General features: G+C 63.1%; 26 protein-coding genes. 19 read left to right on the top strand and 7 right to left on the bottom strand.

The window, feature by feature from the left end; genetic code table 11:
* Positions 1 to 40 precede the first annotated feature (40 nt).
* Together IEW00_RS09345 and IEW00_RS09350 are read right to left on the bottom strand one after the other, a co-directional pair.
* The gene (locus IEW00_RS09345; RefSeq protein ID WP_229736928.1) at positions 41 to 430 is read right to left on the bottom strand and encodes a hypothetical protein; all 390 of its coding nucleotides are present in this window, start codon (positions 428 to 430) and stop codon (positions 41 to 43) included.
* Positions 431 to 619: 189 nt separating this feature from the next.
* Complete coding sequence (locus tag IEW00_RS09350; RefSeq protein WP_188514135.1) at positions 620 to 2,227, bottom strand: phosphoenolpyruvate carboxykinase; 1,608 nt, start codon at positions 2,225 to 2,227, stop codon at positions 620 to 622.
* A gap of 286 nt (positions 2,228 to 2,513) precedes the next feature.
* On the opposite strand from IEW00_RS09350, the gene IEW00_RS09355 reads away from it, so the two are divergent.
* The 7 genes from IEW00_RS09355 to IEW00_RS09385 all read left to right on the top strand — a co-directional run bounded on the left by IEW00_RS09355 (position 2,514) and on the right by IEW00_RS09385 (position 7,989).
* Complete coding sequence (locus IEW00_RS09355; protein ID WP_188514136.1) at positions 2,514 to 3,221, top strand: response regulator transcription factor; 708 nt, start codon at positions 2,514 to 2,516, stop codon at positions 3,219 to 3,221.
* Positions 3,190 to 4,800, top strand: coding sequence for a sensor histidine kinase (locus IEW00_RS09360; protein WP_188514137.1), 1,611 nt, complete (start codon positions 3,190 to 3,192; stop codon positions 4,798 to 4,800). The genes IEW00_RS09355 and IEW00_RS09360 overlap by 32 nt, the downstream gene beginning before the upstream one ends.
* A gap of 70 nt (positions 4,801 to 4,870) precedes the next feature.
* On the top strand, positions 4,871 to 5,305 hold the full coding sequence (locus IEW00_RS09365; protein WP_188514138.1) for an HPr kinase/phosphorylase: 435 nt from the start codon (positions 4,871 to 4,873) through the stop codon (positions 5,303 to 5,305).
* Between the two features lie 49 nt (positions 5,306 to 5,354).
* The gene (gene rapZ, locus IEW00_RS09370) at positions 5,355 to 6,314 is read left to right on the top strand and encodes an RNase adapter RapZ (protein ID WP_188514139.1); all 960 of its coding nucleotides are present in this window, start codon (positions 5,355 to 5,357) and stop codon (positions 6,312 to 6,314) included.
* Positions 6,315 to 6,450: 136 nt separating this feature from the next.
* Positions 6,451 to 6,861 (top strand): PTS sugar transporter subunit IIA, encoded by a 411-nt coding sequence (locus IEW00_RS09375; RefSeq protein WP_188514140.1) that lies wholly within the window; start codon positions 6,451 to 6,453, stop codon positions 6,859 to 6,861.
* Positions 6,858 to 7,130 (top strand): HPr family phosphocarrier protein, encoded by a 273-nt coding sequence (locus IEW00_RS09380; RefSeq protein WP_188514141.1) that lies wholly within the window; start codon positions 6,858 to 6,860, stop codon positions 7,128 to 7,130. The genes IEW00_RS09375 and IEW00_RS09380 overlap by 4 nt, the downstream gene beginning before the upstream one ends.
* Before the next feature lie 52 nt (positions 7,131 to 7,182).
* Positions 7,183 to 7,989 carry a TrmH family RNA methyltransferase gene (locus tag IEW00_RS09385; protein ID WP_188514142.1) on the top strand — a complete coding sequence of 269 codons (807 nt, stop codon included), beginning with the start codon at positions 7,183 to 7,185 and terminating at the stop codon, positions 7,987 to 7,989.
* Between the two features lie 165 nt (positions 7,990 to 8,154).
* Here IEW00_RS09385 and IEW00_RS09390 read toward each other — a convergent pair whose 3' ends face one another.
* A complete protein-coding gene (locus tag IEW00_RS09390) occupies positions 8,155 to 8,331 on the bottom strand; it encodes a hypothetical protein (protein WP_188514143.1) in 177 nt (58 codons plus the stop codon).
* A 44-nt stretch (positions 8,332 to 8,375) separates the two neighbouring features.
* Here IEW00_RS09390 and IEW00_RS09395 point away from each other — a divergent pair, with 44 nt between their 5' ends.
* The 5 genes from IEW00_RS09395 (at position 8,376) to IEW00_RS09415 (ending at position 13,480) form a co-directional block, all read left to right on the top strand.
* The gene (locus tag IEW00_RS09395; protein ID WP_188514144.1) at positions 8,376 to 9,908 is read left to right on the top strand and encodes a M28 family peptidase; all 1,533 of its coding nucleotides are present in this window, start codon (positions 8,376 to 8,378) and stop codon (positions 9,906 to 9,908) included.
* A 76-nt stretch (positions 9,909 to 9,984) separates the two neighbouring features.
* A complete protein-coding gene (gene guaB, locus IEW00_RS09400) occupies positions 9,985 to 11,442 on the top strand; it encodes an IMP dehydrogenase (RefSeq protein ID WP_188514145.1) in 1,458 nt (485 codons plus the stop codon).
* 6 nt (positions 11,443 to 11,448) lie between these two features.
* Entirely contained in the window at positions 11,449 to 11,709 is a 261-nt protein-coding gene (locus IEW00_RS09405; RefSeq protein ID WP_188514146.1) for a hypothetical protein, read from the top strand.
* Positions 11,706 to 12,932, top strand: coding sequence for an RsmB/NOP family class I SAM-dependent RNA methyltransferase (locus IEW00_RS09410; RefSeq protein ID WP_188514147.1), 1,227 nt, complete (start codon positions 11,706 to 11,708; stop codon positions 12,930 to 12,932). Before IEW00_RS09405 ends, IEW00_RS09410 begins: the two co-directional genes overlap by 4 nt.
* A 23-nt stretch (positions 12,933 to 12,955) precedes the next feature.
* Positions 12,956 to 13,480, top strand: a complete 525-nt coding sequence (locus IEW00_RS09415; protein ID WP_188514571.1) for a tetratricopeptide repeat protein — start codon at positions 12,956 to 12,958, stop codon at positions 13,478 to 13,480.
* 252 nt (positions 13,481 to 13,732) lie between these two features.
* Here IEW00_RS09415 and IEW00_RS09420 read toward each other — a convergent pair whose 3' ends face one another.
* The gene (locus tag IEW00_RS09420) at positions 13,733 to 14,374 is read right to left on the bottom strand and encodes a hypothetical protein (RefSeq protein WP_188514148.1); all 642 of its coding nucleotides are present in this window, start codon (positions 14,372 to 14,374) and stop codon (positions 13,733 to 13,735) included.
* A 522-nt stretch (positions 14,375 to 14,896) separates the two neighbouring features.
* Complete coding sequence (locus tag IEW00_RS09425) at positions 14,897 to 15,781, bottom strand: LysR family transcriptional regulator (RefSeq protein ID WP_188514149.1); 885 nt, start codon at positions 15,779 to 15,781, stop codon at positions 14,897 to 14,899.
* A gap of 102 nt (positions 15,782 to 15,883) precedes the next feature.
* On the opposite strand from IEW00_RS09425, the gene IEW00_RS09430 reads away from it, so the two are divergent.
* The 6 genes from IEW00_RS09430 (at position 15,884) to IEW00_RS09455 (ending at position 23,892) form a co-directional block, all read left to right on the top strand.
* Positions 15,884 to 17,041 carry an acyl-CoA dehydrogenase family protein gene (locus tag IEW00_RS09430; RefSeq protein ID WP_188514150.1) on the top strand — a complete coding sequence of 386 codons (1,158 nt, stop codon included), beginning with the start codon at positions 15,884 to 15,886 and terminating at the stop codon, positions 17,039 to 17,041.
* 169 nt (positions 17,042 to 17,210) lie between these two features.
* On the top strand, positions 17,211 to 18,812 hold the full coding sequence (locus IEW00_RS09435) for a carboxyl transferase domain-containing protein (protein WP_188514151.1): 1,602 nt from the start codon (positions 17,211 to 17,213) through the stop codon (positions 18,810 to 18,812).
* A gap of 151 nt (positions 18,813 to 18,963) precedes the next feature.
* A complete protein-coding gene (locus tag IEW00_RS09440; protein WP_188514152.1) occupies positions 18,964 to 19,335 on the top strand; it encodes an endonuclease domain-containing protein in 372 nt (123 codons plus the stop codon).
* 5 nt (positions 19,336 to 19,340) lie between these two features.
* Entirely contained in the window at positions 19,341 to 21,260 is a 1,920-nt protein-coding gene (locus IEW00_RS09445; RefSeq protein ID WP_188514153.1) for an acetyl-CoA carboxylase biotin carboxylase subunit, read from the top strand.
* Positions 21,261 to 21,428: 168 nt separating this feature from the next.
* Entirely contained in the window at positions 21,429 to 21,881 is a 453-nt protein-coding gene (locus IEW00_RS09450; RefSeq protein WP_188514154.1) for a MaoC family dehydratase, read from the top strand.
* Between the two features lie 205 nt (positions 21,882 to 22,086).
* Positions 22,087 to 23,892, top strand: coding sequence for a DUF885 domain-containing protein (locus IEW00_RS09455; protein ID WP_188514155.1), 1,806 nt, complete (start codon positions 22,087 to 22,089; stop codon positions 23,890 to 23,892).
* Positions 23,893 to 23,895: 3 nt separating this feature from the next.
* Here the strand turns inward: IEW00_RS09455 and IEW00_RS09460 are convergent, their stop codons facing one another.
* A complete protein-coding gene (locus IEW00_RS09460; RefSeq protein ID WP_188514156.1) occupies positions 23,896 to 24,993 on the bottom strand; it encodes an isoaspartyl peptidase/L-asparaginase family protein in 1,098 nt (365 codons plus the stop codon).
* Between the two features lie 147 nt (positions 24,994 to 25,140).
* Between IEW00_RS09460 and IEW00_RS09465 the strand changes: the two genes are divergently transcribed.
* Positions 25,141 to 25,623 (top strand): GNAT family N-acetyltransferase, encoded by a 483-nt coding sequence (locus IEW00_RS09465; protein ID WP_188514157.1) that lies wholly within the window; start codon positions 25,141 to 25,143, stop codon positions 25,621 to 25,623.
* A gap of 6 nt (positions 25,624 to 25,629) precedes the next feature.
* Here IEW00_RS09465 and IEW00_RS09470 read toward each other — a convergent pair whose 3' ends face one another.
* Entirely contained in the window at positions 25,630 to 26,667 is a 1,038-nt protein-coding gene (locus IEW00_RS09470; protein ID WP_188514158.1) for a DUF1176 domain-containing protein, read from the bottom strand.
* Positions 26,668 to 26,674 lie beyond the last annotated feature (7 nt).

Genomic DNA, 26,674 nt, shown 5'->3' on the forward strand with positions numbered 1-26,674 from the left:
TCAAATCCCTCCCCAGCAAGCTCGGGGAGGATTTTGGGTGTTACTTGCCCGTGAACTTCTTCGCGAAGCCCATGATGTCGTTCATCGGGTTGCCGTCGCCGTCGCGGTCGAGGAAATCGCTGACCTTTTTCAGGGCATCCTCGCCGCCGACCCGGGTGAGCAGTTCGTGCAATTTGTCCATCGGCAGGCCGGTCGATTGCGCGGCGGTGGTGACGGTGTCGCCGGGTTGCGGCGCGGCCTTGCCGAGCGGCGCCATCGCCGATTGCACCTGCGCTTCGCTCAGGCCGACTTGGCGGGCGAGCGCGGCGATCTTTTCGGTGCCACCCAGCTGACCGACGATGTTGTTGAGGAAATCCATGCGTTCAACTCCCATGCTCAAATCGACACGTTTTCCGGCATAAGCCGGAATCCAGGGCGGCTGCAGTGCCATCTAACTCCTGGGCTCCGGCGTTCGCCGGAGAACGAAAGGAAGTTAACATTGGCGACGATGGTTCGCCATGCGTTTCACCCCGTCAACGGCACAGCATCTGGTAAAATCTTATCGCACCTCAACAAACGCAAAACGGCCGCTCGCCGGGTGGCGAACGGCCGATGATGCTGTGAACCCGTCGCGGTCAGGTCAGGCGACCACTGCCTGGCGTTGCGGCGCGGCGGCGCGGACCGCATCATCGACATGGGCTTCGAACTGCGCGAAGTTGTCGATGAACTGGCCGACCAGCTTTTGCGCGGTGGCGTCATAGTCGGCCTTGACCGCCCAGGTGCCGCGCGGATCGAGGATCGCGCTGTCGACACCGGGAACAGCGGTGGGCACTTCGAAGCCGAAGTTGGGATCGGTGCGGAACTCGGTGCTGTTCAGGCTGCCATCGAGCGCCGCGTTGAGCAATGCGCGCGTCGCCTTGATCGGCATGCGATTGCCGACGCCGTATTTGCCACCGGTCCAGCCGGTGTTGACCAGCCAGCAGGTGACGTTGCCCTTGGCGATGCGTTCCTTGAGCAGGTTGCCGTACACAGACGGATGACGCGGCATGAACGGTGCGCCAAAGCAGGTCGAGAAGGTGGCAGACGGCTCTGTCACGCCGATCTCGGTGCCCGCGACGCGCGCGGTATAGCCCGAGAGGAAGTGGTACATCGCCTGTTCGGCGGTCAACCGTGCGATCGGAGGCAGCACGCCATAGGCATCGGCGGTGAGGAAGATGATGTTCTTCGGAACCGGGCCCAAATTGTCTTTCGACGTGTTGGGGATGAAGTCGATCGGGTACGAACCGCGGCTGTTTTCAGCGAGCGTGTTGTCGGCGAAATCCAGCGTACGGGTTTCGGGATCCATCACCACGTTTTCCAGCACCGTGCCGAAGCGCTTGGTGGTGGCGTAGATCTCGGGCTCGGCCTCGGGCGAGAGGTTGATCATCTTGGCGTAGCAACCGCCCTCGAAGTTGAACACTGCGGTGTCCGACCAGCCATGCTCGTCATCGCCAATGAGCGTGCGGCTGGCATCGGCCGACAGCGTGGTCTTGCCAGTGCCCGAAAGCCCGAAGAACACGGCGGTTTCGCCTTCGGGGCTGATGTTGGCCGAGCAATGCATCGGCATCACGCCCTTGGTCGGCAGCAGATAGTTGAGGATGCCGAACACCGACTTCTTCATTTCGCCGGCATAAGCGGTGCCGCCGATCAGGATCAGCTTTTCGGTGAGGTTCACCGCGATCACGGTCTCGCTGCGGGTGCCGTGCTTGGCAGGGTCGGCGCGGAAGCTGGGCAGATCGATGATCGTGTATTCGGGCGCGAAATCGGCCAACTGGTCGGCCGTGGGGCGGACCAGCAGCGTGCGGATGAACTGGCTGTGCCACGCAAATTCGTTGATCACGCGGACGTTGACGCGGTATTCGGGCTGCGATCCACCGAACAGGTCCTGCACGTAGAGTTTGTCCTTGGTGCCCAGGAACGCCAGGAAATCGGTCTTGAGCGTGGCGAAGTTCTCGGGCGTCATCGCCACGTTGGTCTTGCCCCACCATACCGAGTTCTCGGTCTCGGCATCACGGACGATAAACTTGTCATTCGCGCTGCGACCGGTGTGCTTGCCGGTCGCCACCACCAGTGCGCCGCCAGCGGCCAGCGAACCTTCGCCATTGCGCAGTGCCTCTTCAACCAGTGCCTCGGTGCCCAGATTCCACTTCTGGTTCTCGGTTGCGGTAAAGCCCTGATCGGCAAGCGAAACTTTTGAATTCTTAGCCACTGGTACACTTCTCCCATGTCGCGGTCACCGAATGGCTGGGTGGAAACCCAATGACCAGTCCCTCAGTTTTGAGGCGACTCGCGCTTTTCAAGCATGCTGTGCGATGGTCCAAGACCTCTGGCCAGTGGTCTGTCAATACCTGCTACCGGTGTCATAAATCCCGGATTATAAACTGGATTGGAAGCTTCGACGGTGCTGCGATGCACCATTGTGCACAAAGCTGTTGTTCCTGACGCTACGATATGCGACCGGCAGGCGGACTTGATCGAGGAGGGTTCAGCCCGGCATGGCGGCAACGATTGCGCTGGTCGATGACGACCGCAACATTCTGACATCGGTATCGATCGCGCTGCAGGCAGAAGGGTTTGTCACGCGGCTGTATTCCGATGGTGAAGCGGCTTTGAAGGCGATCACCGAAACGCCGCCCGACCTGTGCCTGTTCGACATCAAGATGCCGCGGATGGACGGGCTTGAGCTGCTGCGCAGGGTGCGCGAGCACAGTGCGGTTCCGGTGATCTTTCTGACATCCAAGGACGAGGAACTGGACGAGGCGCTCGGCCTGGCGATGGGCGCCGACGACTATATCACCAAGCCGTTTTCGCAGCGTCTGCTGATCGCGCGGATCAAGGCGATCCTGCGCCGCGCAGAATTGATGCGGACGCCCAATGAGGCCGGCGACGAGCCCGCAGCCGAACCGATCGTACGCGGCCGGCTGGAGATCGATCCGGCACGCCACATGGTCAGCTGGGACGGCAAAAAGGTGACGCTGACCGTGACCGAATTTCTGATCCTCGAGGCGCTCGCGGCGCGGCCAGGGGTGGTCAAAAGCCGCAATCAGTTGATGGACGCGGCCTATCAGGACGACGTCTATGTCGATGACCGCACCATTGACAGCCACATCAAGCGTCTTCGCCGCAAGTTCCGCGAAGTCGATACCGAATTTTCCGCAATCGATACCCTGTATGGCGCCGGATACCGTTTCTCAGGCGAATAACCCGCCCGCGCTCAGCTTGCGCTGGACGCGGCGGGTTTCGCTGACCTGGCGGATTCTCGCGGTCAATATCTTTGCCATCGCCATGCTGGGCGGGGGGCTGTTGTATCTCGACAGCTATCGCGAGCAGATCATTCAGGAGCGGCTCGACCAGGAACGGCAGAGCATCTGGCTGCTGGCGCATGCGCTCGAGCGGCTCGACCAGCCCGACCGGATCGCGATGATGATTGCGGTGTCGCGGCGCTATGCCTCGCGCGTCCGGCTGTACGATAGCACTGGCACGCTGCAGATGGACAGCTTTGTGCTCGCCCCGCCCACTTATGCACTGCGTGATCCGGCCAACGAACCGTGGCAGCGCCACGCCGCGCGGCTGCTCGACCAGGGTTTCGACGGATTGGTCAACGCACAACGGATCGACAAATATGTCGAACGACAGCCAGACCAACTCCAGAACTGGCCCGAAGCGGTCGAAGCGCGTGACACAGCCCGGACCCAGGCAAGGATGCGTTACGCCCCGGATCGCACCCCGATGATCAGCGCAGCGATTGCATTGCCGCGCGGATCGGGCGTGCTGTTCACCAGTTACAACGCGCGTGACATCACCCGGATCGTGCGCGCGGAACGGACCAATCTAGCGCTTATCGTGCTGACGACGGCCCTGGTTTCGATCCTGTTCTCGCTGTTCCTCGCGCGGACGATCGTCAAGCCACTGCGCCGACTGGCGAGCGCTGCGGTCCGCGTGCGGCTGGGCCGCGCGCGAGAGGTGGTGGTGCCGCGGCTGCCATCAAGGGGTGACGAGATCGGTCTGCTGGCCCGTTCGCTGTCAGATATGAGTCTGGCGCTCAGGCAGAAGATCGATGCAACCGAAGCCTTTGCCGCCGATGTCAGCCACGAGCTCAAGAACCCGCTCGCCTCGCTGCGGTCGGCACTCGAGGGGTTGGGGAGTGTCAAGGACGAAGCCTTGCGCGCACAATTGTTCGATATCGCATGCAGTGATGTTCGGCGGCTCGACCGGCTGATTACCGATATATCCGAAGCTTCGCGGGTCGATGCGCAGCTCACCCGGACACGGTTCGAGCCGATCGATCTGGGCGAGATGATCGAGAACCTGCTCGAGGTGCGGCGCGCACGCGGGCTGAACGATGACCGCGAGATCGTGTTTGCCCGGCCCCGGCGCGGGGTCGCGGTGGTGATGGGCGAGGGGACGCGGCTCGAACGCGTCATCTCCAACCTGCTCGACAATGCGGTGTCGTTCTCTCCGCCCGGCGGTCTGGTGCGGATCGAGGCGACCCAGGTGCGGACCGATGAGCAATGGCGCGTGCTCGTGCGGGTGATCGATGAAGGCCCCGGCGTGCTGCCGAGCGAGCGCGAGGAAATTTTCCGCCGCTTCCACAGCGCGCGTCCCGAAGGCGAGGCGTTTGGCCAGCACAGTGGTTTGGGGCTGGCGATTGCGCGGACGATCATCGAAGGGCATCATGGCACGATCAGCGCCGACGACCGCGACGATGGCGAGCCGGGGGCGTGCTTCGACATCAGCCTGCCGGGCATCGACCCCGACGGACTGCCGATATCGCCGGCCTGACGACCGGCGTTGAAGTTACCGGGCATAAGACCGGGGCCGGCGCGACAGTATACCAAGGGGGGAGGACATCATGCATCCAGCAGGCCACTGCACCTATCCAGCAAGCTGCGTCAGGATTAACGGCGCGGCGGTCCTAATCACCGGGGAATCGGGGATCGGCAAGTCCGAGCTCGCGCTGGCGCTGATCGATCGCGGAGCGCGGTTGATCAGCGACGATCAGGTCGCACTGCGCTGCGAGGATGACCGCCTTTTTGCAACGCCGGCGCAAAACATCGGCGGGCAGATCGAGGTGCGCAACCTGGGGCTGATGGCGATGGAGCCGGGCCCCGAATGCCCGGTGGAGCTGCTTGTTGAACTGAACCGTGTCGCGCCGCGCTGGATCGAGCGCAGCGATCGGCGCGTCATTCTGGGGATTGCCATCCCGCAGATCCTGTTGTCGCCCGATAGCAATGTCCTGCCGATCAAGGTTGAAATGGCGTTGCATGCTTATGGGCTGAAGCGCTAGGTCAGCAGGATGTCTGCGGCCGCATTCCTGCCGCACCAGGGGTGGCCACATGACAGATATCATCACACCGCAGGCGCCTTCGCCCGACGCTGCGCCGCCACGCCAGCGAGTCATGCTGGTCACCGGGTTGTCGGGGGCGGGCAAGACGACCGCGCTCAAGACGCTCGAGGACCTGGGTTGGGAGGCGATCGACAATTTCCCGATTCGGCTGCTGCCTCTGTTGATCGACACCCCGCACCCGGTGGGCCAGAGCGGACAGGACCGACCGCTCGCCATCGGTTTCGACACGCGCACCCGCGGGTTCGATCCCGCCTCGATCGTGCGGCAGGTGCGCGAGCTTGAACAGCGCCCCGAGTATGCGGTGAGCACGTTGTTCCTTGATTGCGCTGGGCGCGAGCTTCAGCGGCGCTATGCCGAGACCCGCAGGCGGCATCCGCTGGCGCAGGATCGCTCGGCCGAGGCCGGGATCGCCGAGGAGCGCGAATGGCTGCAGCCGCTGCGCCGCTGGGCGGAAAACGTCATCGACACCACCGACATGCCGTTGTCAGAGCTGCAGCAGGAGATCCGCCGCCGCTTTGCGCTGGAGCAATCGCCGACCAGCATCATCGTCACCAGCTTCGGTTTTGCACGTGGCATGCCGCCCAGCGCAGATCTGGTGTTCGACATGCGCTTCTTGCGCAACCCGCACTGGGACAGGAACCTGCGCGCGCTGACCGGGCTTGATGCACCGGTAGGAGCGTTCGTGACGGAGGACCCGGCTTATGCAGGCGCGGTGGACCGGATCGTCGATCTTCTGAGCTTCCTTTTGCCGCGCTATCAGGCGGGGGCGAAGGCCTATGTCCACATCGCCATCGGGTGTACCGGGGGGAGACACCGGTCGGTGTTCGTCGCCGAGGAGATCACCAAACGCTTGCAAGCAGCAGGCTTTTGTCCCAGTGTCCAGCATCGCAACCTGACGTCAAGACCCGTCGATGCCATTGAAGGAAGCCCCGTACAGTCGCCCGAATGATGGCGACACAGAGGGCAGGGAGAGTTCAAGCGGTCGGCGAAGGTCAGACAGAGACATTTTCAAAACCAGGTGATTTGGCACATATTCGGCCAGGTAATTTGGCTTAGATACAGGCACATTGGTACAAGCATCTCCCATGATAGGTCTTATTCTCGTTACCCACGGACGGCTCGCACAGGAGTTTCTGGTTGCGATGGAGCACGTGGTCGGCAAGCAGCAGAACATTGAAACCGTCGCCATCGGCCCGAACGATGACATGGAGCAACGTCGCGCCGACATTGCTACCGCCATCGCCAAGGTCGATACCGGCAAGGGTGTGATCGTGCTCACCGACCTGTTCGGTGGCACGCCCTCGAACCTGGCCATTTCGCTGCTCGATGCGGGACGGGTCGAGGTGATCGCCGGGGTCAATCTGCCGATGCTGATCCGCCTCGAAGGCGCACGTCGATCGATGAACGTGCGGGAGGCGGTCGCAGCCGCGCGCGATGCCGGTCAGAAGTATATCAGCGTCGCATCCGACCTTTTGGGCCAGGAAAGCGCGCAATGAATTCGCAAACGGTGACGATCACCAACGCCCGGGGGCTTCACGCTCGTGCCAGCGCCAAGTTCGTCACCGCAGTGGCGCGCCTGCCTGACACGGTGAAGGTGCATGTCAGCAAGGACGACAACATCGTTACCGGAAGCTCGATCATGGGGCTGATGATGCTTGGCGCCGCGCGCGGCGACAGCATCACGATCAGCGTCGAGGGCGAAGACGCCGACGCCGCGCTCAAGAAGCTGGTCGGTCTGGTGATGGACGGCTTCGGCGAGGACTGATGGTCCGCCGATCCGCCTGCGTGCCCGCATCTGCACCTGAACCTGAAGAGCCATGACAATTTCCCGCCTGCCGATCACCGGCTTTTCCAATCCCGCGGTCAAGGCTGCGCGGTCTTTGCGCGAAAAGAAGCATCGCAAGCGCGAGGCGCGTTTCCTGGCCGAAGGACTGCGCCTGCTCACCGAGGCGCGCGAGGCGGGGATTGTTCCCGAAGCGTTGTGGGTGGGGCAGCACCGCGACCCGCATCCGCTGATCGATGCGCTCGAGCGCGCGGTCAGCGATTGCGGCGGGGTGATCTATGAGACCACCGCCGACATCCTGTCGAAAATCTCGGGCAAGGATAATCCGCAGACCGTGCTGGGGGTGTTCTCCGATCTGCCGACAACGCTCGACCGGCTCGATCGCACCCGCTCGGGGATATGGCTGGTGGCGCAGGCGATGCGCGATCCGGGCAACCTGGGCACGATGCTGCGCACCTGCGATGCGGTGGGCGCAGGCGGGCTGATCCTGGTCGATCAGTGTGTCGATCCGTTCTCGGTCGAGGCCGTCCGCGCGAGCATGGGCGCGGTGTTCACCGTGCCGCTGGCGCAGGCGGATTGGGGTGAGTTCCTTGGCTGGCTGCGCGCCGGGCCCGGGCAGCTTGTCGGCACCAGTCTGAACACGACGCACGATTATCGCGGCGCGGCCTATGCCAGCCCGAGCTTTCTGCTGATCGGCAACGAGGCGCAGGGGCTGCCTTCAAATTATGAGGCGCACTGCGATCTGCTGGTGAAGATCCCGATGCTGGGCAAGGCAGACAGCCTCAATGCCGCTGTTGCAGGCGCGGTGATGGCGTACGAGGTGCTGGCGCAGCAGGGGTGAGGGTGGGTGCTCTCTCCCCTTCAGGGGAGAGAGATACGAAGGCTTGCCAGCCTGCTGGCTAGCCGGAGTTGAGAGGGGTTTGAGACAATCGCGAGGTTGCACGAATTCCCCTCTCCCAACCCTCTCCCCTCAAGGGGAGAGGGCTTTCAGCACGCCTTGCGCGCCTCAATCCCCCCGCAACCGCCGCTTGCCCTTCAGCCGGCTGGTCAGGTGAAACCGCCCGCAGCGATCGCACGCATAAGGGCGCAGATCGATGTCCGCTGCCAGCGCGGCCAGCACTGCGGCTTCTTCGCTGTCGAACCGTTGTTTGCGCTGGCAGATGCTGAGGCGGGTGCGGGGCATGGTTCCACTTGCACCACGCCGCCGGTTTGCGCCATGACGATCGCATGATCACATCCTTCCGGGCCTGTGCCCTCTCCGCCCTGGCGCTTGTCACTGCCCTTTCGCATGGGCCTGCGACCGCGCAGCAAAAGCCTGCTCCGATCAGCGAATCAGAGGTTCGCGCGCATATCGCGGTGCTCGCCAGCGATGACTTCGAAGGCCGCGCCCCGGGGACGTCGGGTGAGATGAAGACGATCGATTATCTTGCAAAGACCTGGGATAGCTACGGCCTGGTCTCGGGCACAAACGATCCGGCAAATCCGTGGTTTCAGCCGGTGCCTTTGGTCGAACGCAAACCTTATGCGCAGAGCTTTAGCGCGATGCGTGGCACGCGGCCTCTGAAGATCGATAGCGACGCTTTGATCCTCACCGGCCGCAACGCAACCGATGCTGTCAGCGGTGCGCCGGTGTTCGTCGGCCATGGCGTGGGTGCCGATGGCAAGCTCAATGCCGATGTCCGCGGACGGATCGTCATCATGCTGTCGGCGGAACCCAAGTTCGAGGGTGCGGCCAAGCTGCCGACCCGGCGCGAGCGCGAGAAGCTGCTGGCCGAGGCGGGTGCTGCCGCTGTGTTGCTGACCGCACCCAAAGGTGCCCCTTGGGCCAGCGTGCGCACCGCGCTTGCGGGCGGATCGATGCGGCTGGCGAGCGATGACGTCAGCACGACGATCAGCGGCCTGATCCGTCCCGATGCCGCCAACGCACTGATCAAGCCTGCAGGCATGTCGCTTGCCACTGCGACCAAACGCGCAGGCGAGCCGGATTTCGTCCCGGTCGATCTACCGGTGACGCTTGAACTTGCCGCCAGCACACAGGTGCGGAGCTTTGCCAGCCACAATGTCATCGGCAAGATCCCCGGCGCCAAGCCCGGATCGGGCGCGGTGGTGCTGCTCGGCCATTGGGATCATTTCGGCATCTGCCGCAGCGAAGAAGCCGAGGACCGGATCTGCAACGGCGCGGTCGATAACGCCAGCGGCATGGCGGTGCTGCTGACGGTCGCGGAACGCCTGGCGCGTGCCGCCGCACAGGGCGCGCAACTCGATCGCGACGTCTATTTCATGGGCACCACCGCCGAAGAACGCGGGCTGCTGGGCGCGTATCACTTCGCCGACAATCCCGTTGTCCCGCTCGACCAGATCGTGGTTGCGCTCAATATCGATACCGTCGCGATCGCGCCCAAGGGCGCACCAGTGGCGCTGGTCGGGCGCGGGGAATCGGGGCTCGATGAGATCGTCGATCAGATCGCGATCGCCGGGGGCCGAACGGTCGATACCGACACCGAGGCCAACGCCTTCATCCGCCGGCAGGATGGCTGGGCACTGGGGGCCAAGGGGGTCAAGTCGATCATGGCGGGCGGATCGTTTTCGGACATGGCGCTGCTCCAGGCGTTTTTGACCAGCGTCTATCACCAGCCCGATGACGAGCTGACCGATAAGACCGAACTGGGCGGCGCGGCGGACGATGCCAATCTGCACATCGACCTGGTCCGACATTTTGCCGATGAAGCGAAATATAACCCCGCAACCACTGGCGATTGAAGCGCAGCTTGGTTACATGGGCCGCCACCGGTCGCAGTTGGACCGACCGAATCAGCAATCGAAAGTGGCATCTCGCATGGACATCCCCCTCGGCCTTACCTTTGATGATGTTCTGCTGCGCCCCGCAGCGTCGGAAATCGTGCCCAGCCAGGCCGATACCTCGACGTATCTGACCAAGGCGATCCGCCTCAACATCCCGGTCCTGTCATCGGCGATGGATACCGTGACCGAGGCGCGGATGGCGATCGTCATGGCGCAGTTGGGCGGCATCGGGGTGCTCCACCGCAACCTCAGCATCGAAGAGCAGATCGCCGCAGTGCGTCAGGTCAAGCGCTTCGAAAGCGGCATGGTGGTCAACCCGATCACGATCACCCCCGATGCGCCGCTGGCCGAAGCCCAGGCTTTGATGCGCCTGCATTCGATCTCGGGCATCCCGGTGGTCGAGGCCTCTGGCCGTCTGGCCGGTATCCTGACCAACCGCGATGTGCGCTTTGCCGAGAACCCCAACCAGCCGGTGCACGAGCTGATGACCTCGGACAATCTCGCCACCGTTCCTGCCGATGTCGGCCAGGAAGAGGCGCGCCGCCTGCTGCACCAGCGCCGGATCGAAAAGCTGCTGGTGGTCGACAAGGACTATCATTGCATCGGCCTGATCACCGTCAAGGACATCGAAAAGGCGGTGATGAACCCCGATGCGACCAAGGATGCCGCAGGCCGCCTGCGCGTCGCGGCTGCGTCCACTGTGGGCGAGGCAGGGCTCGAGCGCAGCAAGGCGCTGATCGATGCCGAGTGCGATCTGATCGTGGTCGATACCGCGCATGGCCACAGCAAGATGGTCGCGATCGCGGTCGAGGCGATCAAGAAATATTCAAGTCGGGTCCAGGTGATCGCAGGCAATGTCGCGACCGCGGGCGCCACCCGTGCGCTGATCGATTCCGGCGCCGATGGCGTCAAGGTGGGCATTGGTCCGGGTTCGATCTGCACCACCCGCGTGGTCGCCGGTGTCGGCGTTCCGCAGCTCACCGCGATCATGGATGCCGCTGAAGAGGCTGACAAATCGGGCATTCCTGTGATCGCCGATGGTGGTCTGCGCACCTCGGGCGATGCCGCCAAGGCGCTCGCCGCCGGTGCCTCCACCATCATGATCGGGTCGATGCTCGCAGGCACAGAAGAGGCTCCGGGCGAAACCTTCCTGTACCAGGGCCGCGCCTACAAGAGCTATCGCGGCATGGGCAGCGTCGGCGCGATGGCGCGCGGCAGCGCCGACCGCTATTTCCAGCAGGACATCAAGGACCAGCTCAAGCTCGTCCCCGAAGGCATCGAAGGGCAGGTGCCGTTCAAGGGCCCGGCGCGCGATGTCGTCCACCAACTGGTCGGCGGGATCAAGGCCGCGATGGGCTATACCGGATCACCGACGATCGATTCCTTGCGCCGCAACGCAGAGTTCGTGCGGATCACCAATGCCGGCCTGCGCGAAAGCCACGTCCATGACGTTTCGATCACTCGCGAGGCCCCCAATTACCCGACCCGCTGACCCCCGATGATCGAACTGGTCCCCTTTATGCTGATGCTGGTCTGGCCCGCGCCCGATCAGCCGGGCGGGTTCGAGATCGAGCGGGTGGCAAGTCTGTTTGCGAGCGAGGCGGACTGCGATCGTGCGGCAGCACAGTTGGTGGCGGACGCCTCGGGCAGGGCGATGGCGCACCGTTGCCTGCCCGTACCCAAGACCGGCGAATATGACCGGTTGTTCGCGCAGATCGACGCGGATCGCAGCGCGACTTCGCCCGAGCGCGGCGAATGACTCCTCCGGCCCGGGTTCAGGCGGCGATCGACCTGATCGACGCGATCCTCAAGGCCGCGCGCGGGCAGGGGGCAAGCGCGGACACGCTGGCGCGCACTTTCTTCCGCGAGCGGCGCTATATGGGCTCGGGCGACCGCCGCGCGGTGCGTGACCTTGCCTATCGCGCGGTCCGCCGGTTTGGCGAGATCCCCGATAACGGCCGCGCCGCGATGGCGGGTCTGGCGCGCGAGGATGCCGATCTTGCCGCGTTGTTCGACGGCAGCGGCTATGGCCCTGCAATGCTCAGCGAGGCTGAGCCGGTGGCGAGCGGCGGGGTGATCCCCGGCTGGATCGAGGCGCGTTTGCCCAAATTGTTCGACGCCGCCGAGAAGGACGCGTTGCTCGATCGCGCTGCGCTCGACCTGCGGTTCAATCCCGATCGCACCGATCGCGCGGGCCTGAGCGCGCACTGGCCCGATATCGCGTTCAGCGACATACTGCCCCGCGCAGCGCGGCTGCCCAACGGCACCGCCATCGAGGACAGCGATCTGTGGCAGCACGGCGCGGTCGATGTGCAGGACTGGGGCAGCCAGGCGATCGTCGCGGCGTGCAACCTTCCCGATGTCGCGCTGGCAATCGATCTGTGCGCGGGTGCGGGTGGCAAGACGCTGGCGCTCTCGGCGATGATGCCATCTGCGCGGATCATCGCATCGGACACCAGCCGCGACCGGCTCGCGGCGATGGAGCCCAGACGCAGGCGCGCCGGACCCGACCGGATCGAGACCGTGCTGCTCGATCCGCGGCGCGAGTGGGAAAGGCTCGAAGCCTTTGAGGGCCAGGCCGATGTCGTATTGGTCGATGCGCCGTGCAGCGGCTCTGGCACCTGGCGGCGCAACCCCGAGACTCGCTGGCGGCTGACCCCCGAACGGCTCGACAAGCTCGTCGCCGAACAGGCGCGGCTGATCGCCATCGCGATGCGGCTGGTGCGGCCCGGTGGCGCTTTGGTCTATGCGGTGTGCTCGCTGCTCCCCGACGAGGGGGCACGGCAGGTCGCGCACGGCTTGAAGGGCCAGCCCGGTTGGCATATATCCTTGGAACATATGAACATTGGCCGACCTGTCGGGGCCGATGGCGAGCTTGCCGGGGCGCGCGATAACGCCTCCCAACCCGCCGGAATGCTCCTGACGCCGCATCACGACGGCACCGATGGCTTTTTCTTCACAAGAGCGATCCGGTCGTGTTAGCCTTGCGGCCAACCTGGGAGACTATCATGCGTTTCACGCCCGCAGCCATCGCGCTGTCACTGGCTCTTGCCACCGTATCGAGCACCGGTATCGGTCAGCCGATCACTTATGCCGTCGATCCCGTGTCGCAGGCGCTGGTCGATGAAGGATCGAGCGTGCAGCAGACGGGCAAATTGGACGACGCGATCGGGCTTTACGAGGCCGCGCTCGCAGTCGATCCGGGCAATCGCAGCGCGTATATTGCGCTCGCGCAAATTGCGAGCGCACAGGGCCTGCCCGGCAAGGCAATCCGCCTGTACCGCGAAGCGCTTCGGCTCGATCCCAACGATGTCGCCGCTCTGGTCGGGCAGGGTGAAGCGATGGTCCAGCGCGGCGCGGTCGAAAAGGCCCGCCGCAACCTGGTCCGCATCGAGGCCATCTGCACCACCGCCTGCACCGAAACCGAACGCCTGGTCGCCGCCATCGACGAAGCTGCCGCCAAGCCGGTGCTATCGGCCGAGGCGGTCGCGTCGACGCCAACGGTTGCTCCGGTGACCGAGCAGCCTTGAGGGCGACGACCGGCTTTGGCCTGACGCACACATGCCACACCATAAATCCTCGCCTATAATGGGGGGGATCTGCCCACAGATCGGTTGATGGAAGTGTATCAGCGTCGGCGCGAGGACTGCGCCCTTCAGTCATGCTACGCCTCAGGAGCGTGCGAAGTGCGGCAATATGGCACAGGCAGGGCGCAGGCCCAATTGGGTGGGAAGTACGATAGCCGAACCTATTCGCTTGCCACCGGAATTGGCCTGAAGCTACTAGTTCTCTAGATTGACATAGGCGAAGATTGCCTCTTCCGCATAGCGTCGTTGGAACTTTAGATAAGAAAAAAGAGAAAACAAATAAACGACACTTATGGCAAGATAACTAATTAATTTCGTTAGTGTTGAATTGTCCCCTATTACGATCAAGCTGTCTGGCGGGGTATGGCCAAGCACACGACAAATATGCATGAGCAATTCAATCCATAGTGCACCCAAAAATATTGTGCATATTGACCGAAATAGGCCGGATATCACAAGATAATTGTACATACGCGCAGTAGCCGTCGGATTTTTGTTGATGACAACTGATTCAAGTGCTTTAAACCACTGCGTATCTTGACTTATTGATTTCGCGTCAGGGAATTTAGTGGTCAATTTAAGATCCGCTGCGTCGAGTAGGTATTCAGGAATACGAGTTTTAAAGAATCCAAACCAGTTTGAAACCCACACAACTATATAAGTCGGAACTGCAGGCAGATGTATCAGAAAGCGTAATGCTCCTCTAATTTTTCTACCTTTCTCAAAGTTTTTTTGAGCTCCTTGTTTTAATCTACCTCGAATTACTTCGTTTATATTTCCATGCGATTTACATCCGAGTAATATTATTGTGCTTGGTTTGCCAAAAAGGCTGTCCATAACCTTTTCTATAGTCTCACTGCCTACATATGCAATGATGTGGCCTAGTATATATACCGAAAATAGTGCAGTTAACGAATTTATTAAAGTGGATACAAAAGAAGAGCTGATCTAAAAATTAAAACTCGTAATCTGAATATTTAGGTCTTCTGTATAATGCATTATGAATGGCAAAGAAAATAGGCCGCATCCGAAATATACTACGATATCATAATTAGCAAATGGTGGTCTAACTAGGTCTTTAATTGACTCGATAGATGCCATTGCGGCTGCTCCCAACGTTACAAAACTCGTAGCCAGAAGCTTATGCTACCCTTTTGCGAGCGCGACTGCACCGAATTTTTGTCGGTAATTATCAATTAAAATTCGTGCGTGCAACTCAAAGGCGTCTTGGCGATTTACCAGTATTGTGTACGTGAACTACGCAAAATAGAACTCGAATTATTTTTCCCTGAACTCTGCCATAGTCGGTTGAGCATAAAGAACCTAGCAGGGTGCTTGGGTGACGGGTTGAATACTCCACTACCCCCCATCCCCCCACGCCCCCCCAATCCGCTCCGCCAGCACCCCGCGCACGCGCGCCACCACCGCCTCTGGCACCGCGTCCGCCTCGCGCATCAGCACTCCCAAAGTCCGCACATGCGTGAAGTCTTCCATCGGCACCCGCGCCACGCCGGGCACGACAAAACAGTCCGGCATCACCGTCACGCCGACGCCTGCTGCGACCAGCGCCAGGATGCGGTCGTCGCTGCGGGAGCGGGCGGCGAAGAAGGGGCGGACGCCGCGCGCGGTGAAGTGCTGGCTGGTCGCGGTGAGCAACTCGCAATGGCGGCGCACCAGCATCACGTTGTCGGCGAGCTCGTGCGCGGCGATCGAGGTGCGCTCCGCCAGCGGGTGCGATGCGGGCAAAGCGAGGCCATAGCCTTCGCTCGCCACCGGTTCGAAGCTGTCGCGCAGCCGGCCCTGTGGCTCGGTGGTGATTGCAAGGTCAATCCGCGCGGCATCGAGCCGGTCCTGCAGCTCGCTGGCGCGGCCCTCGACGAACTCGGTGCGGATGCCGTCAATCCCGCCCAGCGCTTTTGCGATGTCGGCCACCATGCTGGTGGGGAGGGTGGCGAGCACGCCAAGCCGGATGATCGCCTCGGGCTGGCGCTGCTTCATCGCCACTTCGGCGAGGTTGAACTGTGCCTCGATCCGGCGCGCGTGTTCGGCGAACTGCGCGCCGGTCGGCGTGAGATCAACCCGCCGGTTCGACCGGTGGAACAATCGCTGGCCGACGCTCTCCTCCAATCGCGCTATACCCACCGACAGTGTCGGCTGGGTGACGTTGCAGCTCTCGGCCGCGCGCGTAAAATTGCCATGCTCGACCACGGCGAGGAAGTAGCGCAGCAGATAGCGTTCGATCATAGACAGCGTCTAGGATAAACCCCTGACGATATCAATTTTCCTTTGTTGACCGCTCGGGCTAAAAGCCGCTTCAATCGAACGATAAACGAGAGGATCATCCCCATGTCGACGCTCCCCGAATTCGACTTCGCGCTTGGCGAGGCTGCGGACATGATCCGCGACACCACCGCGCGCTTTGCCGCCGACAAGATCGCGCCGATCGCCGCGAAGATCGATGCCGAGGACTGGTTCCCGGTCGAATTGTGGCCGCAGATGGGCGCGCTCGGACTGCACGGCATCACCGTGGGCGAGGAAGACGGCGGGCTGGGCCTTGGTTATCTCGAGCATGTCATCGCGATGGAAGAGGTCAGCCGCGCGAGCGCCTCGCTGGGGCTGTCGTACGGTGCGCACTCCAACCTGTGCGTCAACCAGTTGCGCCGCTGGGGCAATCCGGAACAGAAGGCCAAGTATCTGCCCGGGCTGATCTCGGGCGAGCACATCGGCTCGCTCGCGATGTCGGAAGTCGGCGCAGGATCGGACGTCGTGTCGATGAAGCTCAAGGCCGAGGCTGTCGCGGGCGGTTACCGGCTCAATGGCACCAAGTTCTGGATCACCAACTCGGCCTATGCGCAGACGCTGATCGTCTATGCCAAGACCGGAGAGGGTTCGGGCGGGATCACCGCGTTCATCATCGAAAAGGACATGCCGGGCTTTTCGATCGGGCAGAAGATAGCCAAGATGGGGATGCGCGGGAGCCCCACGGCAGAACTGGTATTCAACGATTGCTTTGTTCCGCAAGAGAATATCATGGGGCCGCTGAACGGCGGCGTCGGCGTGCTGATGAGCGGGCTGGATTATGAGCGCGCGGTGCTTGCCGCAGGGCCGCTGGGCATCATGCAGGCGTGCCTTGATGTGGTGCTGCCCTATGTGCGCGAGCGCAAGCAGTTCGGATCACCCATCGGATCGTTCCAGATGGTGCAGGCCAAGGTCGCCGACATGTACGTCGCGCTGAACAGCGCGCGCGCCTATGTGTACGCGGTCGCGCGCGCCTGCGATGCGGGCAAGACGACGCGGTTCGATGCCGCCGGCGCAATCCTGCTGGCCAGCGAGAATGCGGTGAAGTGCTCGCTCGAGGCGATCCAGGCGCTGGGCGGGGCGGGCTACACCACCGACTGGCCGGTCGAACGCTTGCTGCGCGATGCCAAGCTGTACGACATCGGCGCGGGCACCAACGAAATCCGGCGGTTTTTGATCGCGCGTGAACTGATCGGAGCGCGGTGATGGCTGCAGATATCCAATTGGAAGCTCCTCTCCCCTTGCGGGAGAGGATGGTAAGGCTTGCCGGTTCATCGGCTAGCCGCACCTGGAGAGGGGGGCGGCCCTCTCCAACGTCGCCTAGGCAGCAAGCTGCCAAGGCTTTGGTCTCCTCTCCCGTAAAGGGAGAGGAGGGATGACCGCCCCTACGCTCGACACCAAGATCGATACAAATTCAGACCTTTACCGCGCAGCATACACGCACAATATCACCCTGCGCGACGAGCTGTGGAGCAAGGTGGCCGAAGCCGCGCTCGGCGGCAACGCCAAGTCGCGTGAGCGGCACACATCGCGCGGAAAGCTGCTACCGCGTCAGCGCGTCGAGCGGCTGCTCGATCCGGGCTCGCCGTTCCTCGAGATCGGCCAGCTGGCCGCCTGCGACCTGTACGAAGGCGAAATCCCAGGCGCGGGGATGATCGCCGGCATCGGCCGCGTCTCGGGCCGCCAGTGCATGATCGTGTGCAACGACGCCACCGTCAAAGGCGGCACCTATTACCCGATGACGGTGAAGAAGCACCTGCGCGCGCAGGAGATTGCCGAGGCCAACCGGCTGCCGTGCATCTATCTGGTCGATAGCGGCGGGGCGAACCTGCCGCACCAGGCGGAAGTCTTCCCCGACCGCGACCATTTCGGCCGAATCTTCTTCAACCAGGCCAATATGTCCGCCAAGGGCATCCCGCAGATCGCCTGCGTGATGGGAAGCTGTACTGCGGGCGGCGCATATGTCCCTGCGATGTCCGACGAGAGCGTGATCGTGCGCAACCAGGGCACGATCTTCCTCGCCGGGCCTCCGCTGGTCAAGGCCGCGACGGGCGAGGAGATAACAGCTGAGGATCTGGGCGGCGGTGATCTGCACGGGCGCAAATCGGGCGTGGTCGATCATGTCGCAGAGAATGACGAACACGCGCTGACCATCGTGCGCGATATCGTCTCGCACCTGGGGCCGATCCCCAAGCCCAACATCGATGTCCGCGAACCACGCGCGCCAAAGTTCGACGCCGAGGAGCTTTACGGCATCATCCCGTCCGATGTCCGCGCGCCGTATGACGTTCACGAGGTGATCGCGCGCATCGTCGACGGCAGCGAGTTCCACGAGTTCAAGGCGCTGTACGGCAGCTCCTTGGTCTGCGGGTTCGCGCACATCTGGGGGATGCCGGTCGCGATCCTCGCCAACAACGGCGTGCTGTTCAGCGAAAGCGCGGTCAAGGGCGCGCATTTCATCGAGCTCGCCTGCCAGCGGCGCATTCCCTTGCTGTTCCTCCAGAACATCTCCGGCTTCATGGTCGGTGGCAAGTACGAGGCCGAAGGCATCGCCAAACATGGCGCCAAATTGGTGACCGCAGTGGCGACCGCGAGTGTGCCCAAGGTCACCGTGCTGATCGGCGGTAGCTTCGGCGCGGGCAATTACGGCATGTGCGGGCGCGCCTATTCGCCCCGCTTCCTGTTCAGCTGGCCAAACAGCCGCATCAGCGTGATGGGTGGCGAGCAGGCCGCGTCGGTGCTGGCGACCGTCCACCGCGATGCCGACAGCTGGACGCCGGAGCAGACCGAGGCGTTTAAGCAGCCGATCCGTGATGACTATGAGGCGCAGGGCAGCCCCTACCACGCCACCTCGCGGCTGTGGGACGACGGCATCATCGACCCCGCGCAGACGAGGGACGTATTGGGCTTGGCGTTCGCGGCGTGCCTGAATGCACCGGTCGAGGAGGGCACGCGGTTTGGCGTGTTCCGGATGTGATGGGGTGTGTTTGGCTTAAATCCTCCCCGAGCTTGCTCGGGGAGGGGGACCGCCCGCGCAGCGGGTGGTGGAGGGGTTCTTCGTGTTGAAGGATGAAGCCCCAAAGCCCGCAGTTGGAACCGTCACCCGCGCACGCCGCCTCCGCAAGGACATGAGCCTGCCAGAGGTGCTTCTTTGGAAGCTGCTGAAGACGCAACCCGACGGTTTGAAGTTTCGCAGACAACACCCAAGCGGCGAGTATGTCCTGGATTTTTTCTGTGCCGATGCGCGGCTTGCGACCGAGATCGACGGGCAGTCGCACGACTGTGGTGACCGTCCCGAACGGGACCAGCGCCGCGATGCTTGGTTGAAATCGCAAGGGATCGAAACCCTGCGGATACCCGCCAGCGACGTTCTCGAAGATTGCGCTGCGGTCGCTGATGGCATCGTTCAATATGCCCGGGCGCGATTGCCCCTCCACCACCCGGCAAGTGCCGGGCGGTCCCCCTCCCCGAGACAAGCTCGGGGAGGATTTTCAGGATAGAATCCATGCTGAAATCCCTCCTCATCGCCAACCGGGGCGAGATCGCCTGCCGGATCATCCGCACCGCCCGCGATATGGGTGTCCGCACGGTCGCGGTCTACTCGGACGCCGACGCAAAGGCGCTGCATGTGCGTTCCGCCGATGAGGCGGTGCATATCGGGCCGTCGCCTGCGCGCGAGAGCTATCTGGTGGGTGAGAAGATCATTGCGGCTGCCAAGGCTACCGGCGCAGAGGCGATCCACCCGGGCTACGGCTTCCTCTCGGAAAACGCCGAGTTCGCGCAATCCGTGATCGATGCGGGCCTGATCTGGGTCGGCCCCAAGCCAGCTTCGATCCGCGCGATGGGGCTCAAGGACGCGGCGAAAAAGCTGATGGACGCGGCCGGCGTGCCCACCACGCCGGGCTATCTGGGCGACAATCAGGACCCCGATTTTCTCGCCGAACAAGCGGCCAACATCGGCTATCCGGTGCTGATCAAGGCGGTCGCGGGCGGCGGCGGCAAGGGGATGCGGAAAGTGGATGCCCCGGTGGATTTCGCAGATGCGCTCGTCAGCTGCAAGCGCGAGGCGGCGGCGAGCTTCGGCAATGATGTCGTGCTGCTCGAAAAATGGATCGAAAGCCCGCGCCATATCGAGGTGCAGGTGTTCGGCGACTCTCACGGCAATGTCGTCCATCTTTTCGAACGCGATTGCTCGCTGCAGCGCCGCCACCAGAAGGTGATCGAGGAAGCGCCAGCCCCCGGCATGGACGAAGCGACGCGAGAGGCGGTGTGTGGTGCTGCGGTGCGTGCGGCCAAGGCGGTGGATTATGAGGGCGCGGGCACCATCGAGTTCATCGCCGATGGCTCCGAAGGGCTGCGCGCCGATCGCATCTGGTTCATGGAAATGAACACGCGGTTGCAGGTCGAGCACCCGGTGACCGAGGAGATCACCGGGGTCGATCTGGTCGAATGGCAGTTGCGCGTGGCGAGCGGCGAGCCGATCCCGCTCAGGCAGGACGAGCTCAGCATCAACGGCTGGGCGATGGAAGCGCGACTGTATGCCGAGGACCCGGCGAAGGGGTTTTTGCCGAGTACTGGGCGGTTGGAGCATCTGGTGTTCGGCGATGCTGACCGCATCGAGACCGGGGTCGAGCAGGGCGGGGCGGTCTCGCCCTTTTATGATCCGATGATCGCCAAGATCGTCTGCCATGGCGAGACGCGCAGCGATGCCATATCGTCGCTGGCGCAGGCCGTGAGCGAGACCGAGGTCTGGCCGGTCAGGACCAACGCCGGCTTTCTCGTCCGCGCGCTCTGGTCGGACAGCTTTGTCGAGGCCGATCTGGACACAGGCTTCATCGCCAGGGCGGGCGACGCGCTGATCCCGCCCAGCGAGCCCGAAGACGCGTTGTTCGACGTCGCCGCCCGGCTGGTTCAGGATTCGACCGAGCAGGCGCGCATTGCCGGTTTCCGCCTCAATGCCGCGCAGGCGCATAGAGTGACGCTGACCAGCGCTGGCGAAACCCGGACGGTCGACATCGCAGCGATTGGCGATCGGGTGATCTCGGTCGGGGACGATACAGTGGACTGTTACCTCCCTGCACACACAGAAGCTGCGGTGGTGACAGGGTATGTGAGCGGTGATCAGGCGATCCTGTTTGCCGATGGCACGGCCTATGCGTTCGACCTTGTCGCGCGCGGCTCGGGCCATGCGGCGGCGGGAAGCGGTTCGATCCTCTCCCCGATGCCGGGCAAGGTGATCGCGGTGGATGTCTTGGCGGGGCAATCGGTCACCAAGGGGCAGAAGCTGCTGACGCTGGAGGCGATGAAGATGGAGCATTCTTTGGTTGCGCCGTTTGATGGCGTGGTGGCGGAGCTCAACGCCAGCGAGGGTGCGCAGGTGCAGGTCGAGGCGTTGCTGGTGCGGATCGAGGCGGCGCCGGAGTGATACGCAGTTGGATGAGGGTGAAGGGTGGCGTGACAACGCTGGCGTTGCCGCCCCCTCTCCCAGCTTCGACTAGGCAGCAAGCTGCCAAGTCTTCGCAACCCTCTCCCTCGGGGGGGAGAGGGGTAAGGTGGTGCTCCCTCGGGGGAGAGGGGTTCAAAAGGAAACACGATGGCAGGCAAATTTTTTGACGAATGGAACATCGGTGACCGGATCGAGCATGAGATCCGCCGCACGGTGACCGAGACCGACAATCTGCTGTTCACCACGATGACCCACAATCCGCAGCCGCTGCATCTCGATGTCGAGGCCGCGAAGGCGAGCGAGTTCGGGCATATCCTCGTCAACGGCACCTTCACCTTCGCGTTGATGGTCGGGCTGTCGGTGGGCGATACCACGCTGGGCACGCTGGTGGCGAACCTGGGCTATGACAAGCTGGTGATGCCCAAGCCGGTATTCATCGGCGATACCATGCGCGCGACAAGCGAAGTCACCGAGCTCAAGCCATCGAAGTCACGCCCCAATGCCGGAATCGTGACCTTCACTCACGAGCTGATCAACCAGCGCGACGAGGTGGTGTGCCGGTGTTTGCGCTCGGCGTTGTTGAAGCGCAAACCGGACTGAAAATCGCTGTTCTCCGGCGAAAGCCGGAGCCCAGGGCGGTGTTGCACTATCATCGCTCTGGACTCCGGCTTTCGCCGGAGAACGGAAGAAAAACTGATAGTTAGAGTTTTCCGTATACGAAAACTCCCCCAACCCCTTGACCCCGCGACCCCGGCCTGCGTCTAATGCGGCGCACCACATCTCTGCCAATCCGGGGTCGCCTATCATGCGCGCATCAACTGTTCTGCTTTCGCTTCTGCTCAGCACCGCGAGCATCACGGCAGCGCCCGCGTTCGCTCAAGACGAGCTCGCTCCCGCTGTCCCCACTGCCGCGGCGAAACCCGCCCCCGGCCCGATGGATGCGAAGCTGCGCGCAATCTACGATGCCGAATGGGAATGGCGGCAGGGCGAATATGCCCGGGTGAAGGAAGGTGACCGCTGGGTCCAGGGTGACAGGTTCTCCAGCGAAACCGCCGAGGCGCAGGCGCGGCGGCTGGCCTATTGGACCGATGTGCTGAAACAGCTCGATGCGATCCCGATGGACCAGCTTTCGCCCGAAGAGCAGGTCAACGCTGCGGTGTTCCGCCAATCGGTGTGGGAGAACGCCAAGGGCCTGGAATACAAGACTTATGAAGCGCCGTTCAACAGCGACACGTTCTTCTGGGGCGGGCTGAATCCGCGCGCAGGCTTCGCCACCGCCACCGGATACCGCCGCTTTCTGGGGCGGATGGCCGACATTCCGCGCTATTTCGACGAGCACACCGTCAACATGCGCGCCGGGCTCGCGCGCGGCTATACCGTGCCGCGGGTCGGCATCGAAGGTCGCGATGCGACGATTGAGGCCTATACCGTGGCCGGCGAGGCGAACCCGTTCTACGACGCCTTTCGCACGATGCCTGCCAGCATCCCCGCAGCGGACCAGGCCGCGCTTCGCGCAGATGCGCTGCGGGCGATCGAAGTGTCGGTGGTGCCCGCCTACACCAAGCTGCTGACCTTCATGCGGGCTGAATATATGCCCAAGGCGCGCACGACAATCGATGCGTATTCGCTGCCCGATGGCAAGCAGTACTATCAGGACATGATCAAGGTCTTCACTACGCTCGACCTGACACCCGAACAGATCCACGAGATCGGCCTGAAAGAGGTCGCGCGGATCGATGCCGACATGCAGAAGACGATGCGCGAAACCGGGTTCAAGGGCACATTTCCCGAGTTCCTGCAGTTCATGCGCACCGACCCGCAATTCTATGCCAAGACCCCGCGCGAATTGCTGTCGTATGTCGCCTATGTCACCAAGAAGATGGACGGCAAGCTCAAGGAATCGTTCAACCTGCTGCCGCGCTATCGCTTCACGATCCGCCCGGTGCCCGATGAGATCGCGCCGATCTATACCTCGGGGCGTGGCGGGCTGGAGAGCTGCCTGTTCAACACCTATGATCTGCCCTCGCGGCCGCTGTACAACCTCACCGCGCTGGCGCTGCACGAATGCATTCCGGGGCACAGCTTCCAGGCGGCGGTGGCGCTCGAGGCGCCTGACCGTCCCGACTTCCGCCGCCAGACCTATTTCTCGGGCTATGGCGAGGGCTGGGGGCTCTACACCGAATGGCTCGGCACCAAGCTCGACATGTACGAAACGCCATACGAGGAGTTCGGCCGCGAGACCTTCGAGATGTGGCGCGCGGTGCGGCTGGTGATCGATACCGGCATCCACACCAAGGGCTGGAGCCGGCAGAAGGCGATCGATTATCTGGCCAGCCACACCGCGCTCGCACAGCGCGATGTCGAGACCGAGGTCGATCGGTATATCTCGTGGCCGGCGCAGGCGCTGGCGTATAAACTGGGCGAGCTTAGCCTGCGCAAGATGCGCGCAAAGGCCGAGGCTGAACTGGGTACCCGGTTCGACCAGCGGCCGTTCCACGATGCGTATCTCGCGCTGGGATCGGTGCCGTTGCCGGTGATGGAAGCGAAGATGGAAGAGTTCATCGCTGCCCAGAAGGTCAGGCTCGCCAAGCCGGACAAGAACCCCAGCTGACGATCACTCGTCGCCGTAGATCGCCACGCTGTTGCTGCCATCGCTGCTCGCCATCCCGCGGAACATTCCCGGGGTGTCGAAGCTGTAACCCTGATGGCCCCAGGGGGTGAGGTATATGATCCCGCCCGATCCGCCCAATGCGCCCATTTCGCCGATAACAGCGTCCGCGATCTCCTGGACCTCGTCAGCATTCAGCGCGCCGGCGAGCAGGTCCTTGCGCGTCGCCGCGTCGAGCTTGCTCCCGCCGCGCTTGCCTTCCTGCGCCAGGAACTCGGCGCGTGCCTCGGCCTTGATGCGGATGCGGGTGCAGATTTCATGCGCAACGCCCACCCGGATGAAAAACTCGCCCGCGCCGGTAGCGGAAATCGCGCAACTGCGATTGTCGGCATAGGTGCCCGCGCCGATCAGCGGTGAATCCCCGATGCGGCCGTAGCGCTTGCCGGTCAGGCCGCCGGTCGATGTGCCTGCCGCGACATTGCCCTGCGCATCGCGCGCAACCGCGCCGACGGTGCCGTATTTCAGATCGACATCGAACCAGCCGACCTTCTTGGCCTTCAGTTCTTCAAGCTGCCGTTTGCGCTCGGGGGTGCCGAAATAGGCGTTGTCGACCTGCTCGAGACCTTGCTCGGCGGAAAACCGGTCCGCGCCTTCGCCCGACAGCAGCACGTGCGGGCTTTCATCCATCACCTTGCGCGCAAGCAGGATGGGGTTCTTGGTCTGGCTGGCACGCGCGATCGCACCGGCCTTGCGGTCTGCGCCATCCATTACCGCCGCGTCGAGCTCGTTGGTGCCCTCATAGGTGAAAACCGCGCCATGGCCGGCGTTGAAATTGGGGTCGTTTTCCAGGACCATGATCGCGGCCTGGACCGCGTCCATCGCTGCCCCGCCCGAGCTCAGCACATCGGATCCGGCCTCGAGCGCCTTGGCCAGCGCGGCACGGACCGCAGCGTCGGTTTCGGGCGAGATGCGTGACCGTTCGAGGATCCCGGCGCCGCCATGGATCACCAGCGACCAGCCGGGTTCGGCAGCGGTGTCGGACGAGGCGGCGGCGGGAGTGGACAACGACATCATTAAGGCTCCAAACAGCAGGAACAGGCGCATAGGACAGCTCCTTGGGTCAGGAGTGCGGATTAGGCGGGTTGGCAGCAGCGCGCAAATCAAGTTTCGTCATCAAGTGACGGTGGAAATGCAAGCGTCTATGCGGCAATGATTGGCACGGACGAAAGTTCCAGCCAACAGGGGGTGCGTATGGCGCAGGTAGCAGCAGCGGCTGATATCCAGATTGTCGAGGATGACCTGAGCGGGGGCGACATCATCGCGCTGCTCGAATATCACCTGGCCGAGATGGCGCGCCATTCGCCGATCTGCAGCGTCCACTCCTTCCCGGTCGAGCGACTTCGCGCGCCCGATGTCACCTTCTGGTCGATCCGGGTCGGGGGCGCCCTGGCAGGATGCGGTGCGCTCAAGCAGATCGACGCAACCCATGGTGAACTCAAGGCGATGCGCACCGACCCAGCGTTTCTGCGACAGGGGCTGGCCGAACGGATGCTGCTGCACCTGATCGCGCAGGCACGGTTGCGCGGGTACACCCAGCTGAGCCTGGAAACCGGTTTGCCCGAGCCGTTTCAGCCGGCGCATGCGCTTTATCGCAAGCACGGCTTCGAGCGGTGTGCGCCGTTTGGCGACTACACCGAAGACCCGTTCAGCATGTGCATGACGCGCAGGCTGTGAGCCCGCTCAGCGCACCAACAATACCTCGGTGGCCCACACGCGCGGCCATTCCCACACCCCGCGGCATTCGCCCATTTCGTGCTTTTCGCTGAGGTGGAACTTCTCGCCATCCCAGACATAGCTGCTGGCGACACCGCAATCACCGATCCCGCGACCCTTGGCGCGGTCATAAAGCGTACCGGTTTCAGGCGCGAAATCGGCGTTGACCACCTGCGCCACCTGATCGTCGTCGCCCCAACCAGTGGCGCTATCGAACTTGGCGGGGGCAAATTCCCACCCTGCATTGGGGTCTTCCATTGGCCGGGTGGCGACCATCACCGCTGAACCGAAATTGTACGCGCCCGAATCGCAGGAGATCAGTACCAATGCCATGTCCAGCCCACCGCGTTGGCCCAGCGGGTGCACGGTATCTTCTACCCCCTCCATCCGGTATTCGCACCCGGTCTCGGCGATGATCTGGGGGTAACGCCTGAGATCAGGGAGCTCGGTGAGCTTTGAGGCAGCGCGCGCGGTCAGCTGCGGCAGTGCCGGGGGCAGGGCGCTATCGGGCTTTGTCCCCGTGGCGATGATCGCCCCGATGGTACCCGCGCGCTGCTGGACCGAATCCATGTAGCGCAAGGCCGCCGACGACCCGGCGAGCGAAACCGGCAGGGGCTTGCCATCGGAAAGAATGAGCGATGCGTTGCTGCCGCTTGCGAGCATTCGCGCGATCGCCAGCGACTGCGCTTCGTCGAGCCGTGTGTCGCCCTCGGCATCTGGCGATCCGGCGAGCAATGGGCGTGCATCGATCTTCAGCCTGGCAGGACCGCTCGCCATGTCCTCGCCCGGCGTGAGTTGGATGCGGAGCGGCGCGTGGGGGCCGCCACCGCGATGAATCCGCAGCGCCATCGCACCTGTGAAATCGCCATCAACCGGGCCCAACGTTCCCGCCTCGCACGACCAGACATTATCGCAGGCAACATACCAATCCTTGAACACCTTGACCTCGCCGGGGACGGGTGCGGAAGCAGCAGCGGTAGCAGCGAGAAGCAGGGCGGATAGCATGACGGTG

Origin of the sequence: Blastomonas aquatica, assembly GCF_014639875.1 — a bacterium.
Taxonomy (GTDB): Bacteria; Pseudomonadota; Alphaproteobacteria; order Sphingomonadales; family Sphingomonadaceae; genus Blastomonas; species Blastomonas aquatica.

What these genes read in the sequence shown, in the direction of transcription:
- IEW00_RS09450 (WP_188514154.1), top strand. Translation starts at nt 21,429, where the DNA reads ATGGCAGGCAAATTTTTTGACGAATGGAACATCGGTGACCGGATCGAG.
- IEW00_RS09440 (WP_188514152.1), top strand. Translation starts at nt 18,964, where the DNA reads ATGAGCCTGCCAGAGGTGCTTCTTTGGAAGCTGCTGAAGACGCAACCC.
- IEW00_RS09380 (WP_188514141.1), top strand. Translation starts at nt 6,858, where the DNA reads ATGAATTCGCAAACGGTGACGATCACCAACGCCCGGGGGCTTCACGCT.
- IEW00_RS09465 (WP_188514157.1), top strand. Translation starts at nt 25,141, where the DNA reads ATGGCGCAGGTAGCAGCAGCGGCTGATATCCAGATTGTCGAGGATGAC.
- IEW00_RS09420 (WP_188514148.1), bottom strand. Translation starts at nt 14,374, where the DNA reads ATGGACAGCCTTTTTGGCAAACCAAGCACAATAATATTACTCGGATGT.
- IEW00_RS09345 (WP_229736928.1), bottom strand. Translation starts at nt 430, where the DNA reads ATGGCACTGCAGCCGCCCTGGATTCCGGCTTATGCCGGAAAACGTGTC.
- IEW00_RS09425 (WP_188514149.1), bottom strand. Translation starts at nt 15,781, where the DNA reads ATGATCGAACGCTATCTGCTGCGCTACTTCCTCGCCGTGGTCGAGCAT.
- IEW00_RS09410 (WP_188514147.1), top strand. Translation starts at nt 11,706, where the DNA reads ATGACTCCTCCGGCCCGGGTTCAGGCGGCGATCGACCTGATCGACGCG.
- IEW00_RS09385 (WP_188514142.1), top strand. Translation starts at nt 7,183, where the DNA reads ATGACAATTTCCCGCCTGCCGATCACCGGCTTTTCCAATCCCGCGGTC.
- IEW00_RS09455 (WP_188514155.1), top strand. Translation starts at nt 22,087, where the DNA reads ATGCGCGCATCAACTGTTCTGCTTTCGCTTCTGCTCAGCACCGCGAGC.
- guaB (WP_188514145.1), top strand. Translation starts at nt 9,985, where the DNA reads ATGGACATCCCCCTCGGCCTTACCTTTGATGATGTTCTGCTGCGCCCC.
- IEW00_RS09375 (WP_188514140.1), top strand. Translation starts at nt 6,451, where the DNA reads ATGATAGGTCTTATTCTCGTTACCCACGGACGGCTCGCACAGGAGTTT.
- IEW00_RS09390 (WP_188514143.1), bottom strand. Translation starts at nt 8,331, where the DNA reads ATGCCCCGCACCCGCCTCAGCATCTGCCAGCGCAAACAACGGTTCGAC.
- rapZ (WP_188514139.1), top strand. Translation starts at nt 5,355, where the DNA reads ATGACAGATATCATCACACCGCAGGCGCCTTCGCCCGACGCTGCGCCG.
- IEW00_RS09430 (WP_188514150.1), top strand. Translation starts at nt 15,884, where the DNA reads ATGTCGACGCTCCCCGAATTCGACTTCGCGCTTGGCGAGGCTGCGGAC.
- IEW00_RS09470 (WP_188514158.1), bottom strand. Translation starts at nt 26,667, where the DNA reads ATGCTATCCGCCCTGCTTCTCGCTGCTACCGCTGCTGCTTCCGCACCC.
- IEW00_RS09435 (WP_188514151.1), top strand. Translation starts at nt 17,211, where the DNA reads ATGACCGCCCCTACGCTCGACACCAAGATCGATACAAATTCAGACCTT.
- IEW00_RS09365 (WP_188514138.1), top strand. Translation starts at nt 4,871, where the DNA reads ATGCATCCAGCAGGCCACTGCACCTATCCAGCAAGCTGCGTCAGGATT.
- IEW00_RS09445 (WP_188514153.1), top strand. Translation starts at nt 19,341, where the DNA reads ATGCTGAAATCCCTCCTCATCGCCAACCGGGGCGAGATCGCCTGCCGG.
- IEW00_RS09355 (WP_188514136.1), top strand. Translation starts at nt 2,514, where the DNA reads ATGGCGGCAACGATTGCGCTGGTCGATGACGACCGCAACATTCTGACA.
- IEW00_RS09405 (WP_188514146.1), top strand. Translation starts at nt 11,449, where the DNA reads ATGATCGAACTGGTCCCCTTTATGCTGATGCTGGTCTGGCCCGCGCCC.
- IEW00_RS09360 (WP_188514137.1), top strand. Translation starts at nt 3,190, where the DNA reads ATGGCGCCGGATACCGTTTCTCAGGCGAATAACCCGCCCGCGCTCAGC.
- IEW00_RS09395 (WP_188514144.1), top strand. Translation starts at nt 8,376, where the DNA reads ATGATCACATCCTTCCGGGCCTGTGCCCTCTCCGCCCTGGCGCTTGTC.
- IEW00_RS09460 (WP_188514156.1), bottom strand. Translation starts at nt 24,993, where the DNA reads ATGCGCCTGTTCCTGCTGTTTGGAGCCTTAATGATGTCGTTGTCCACT.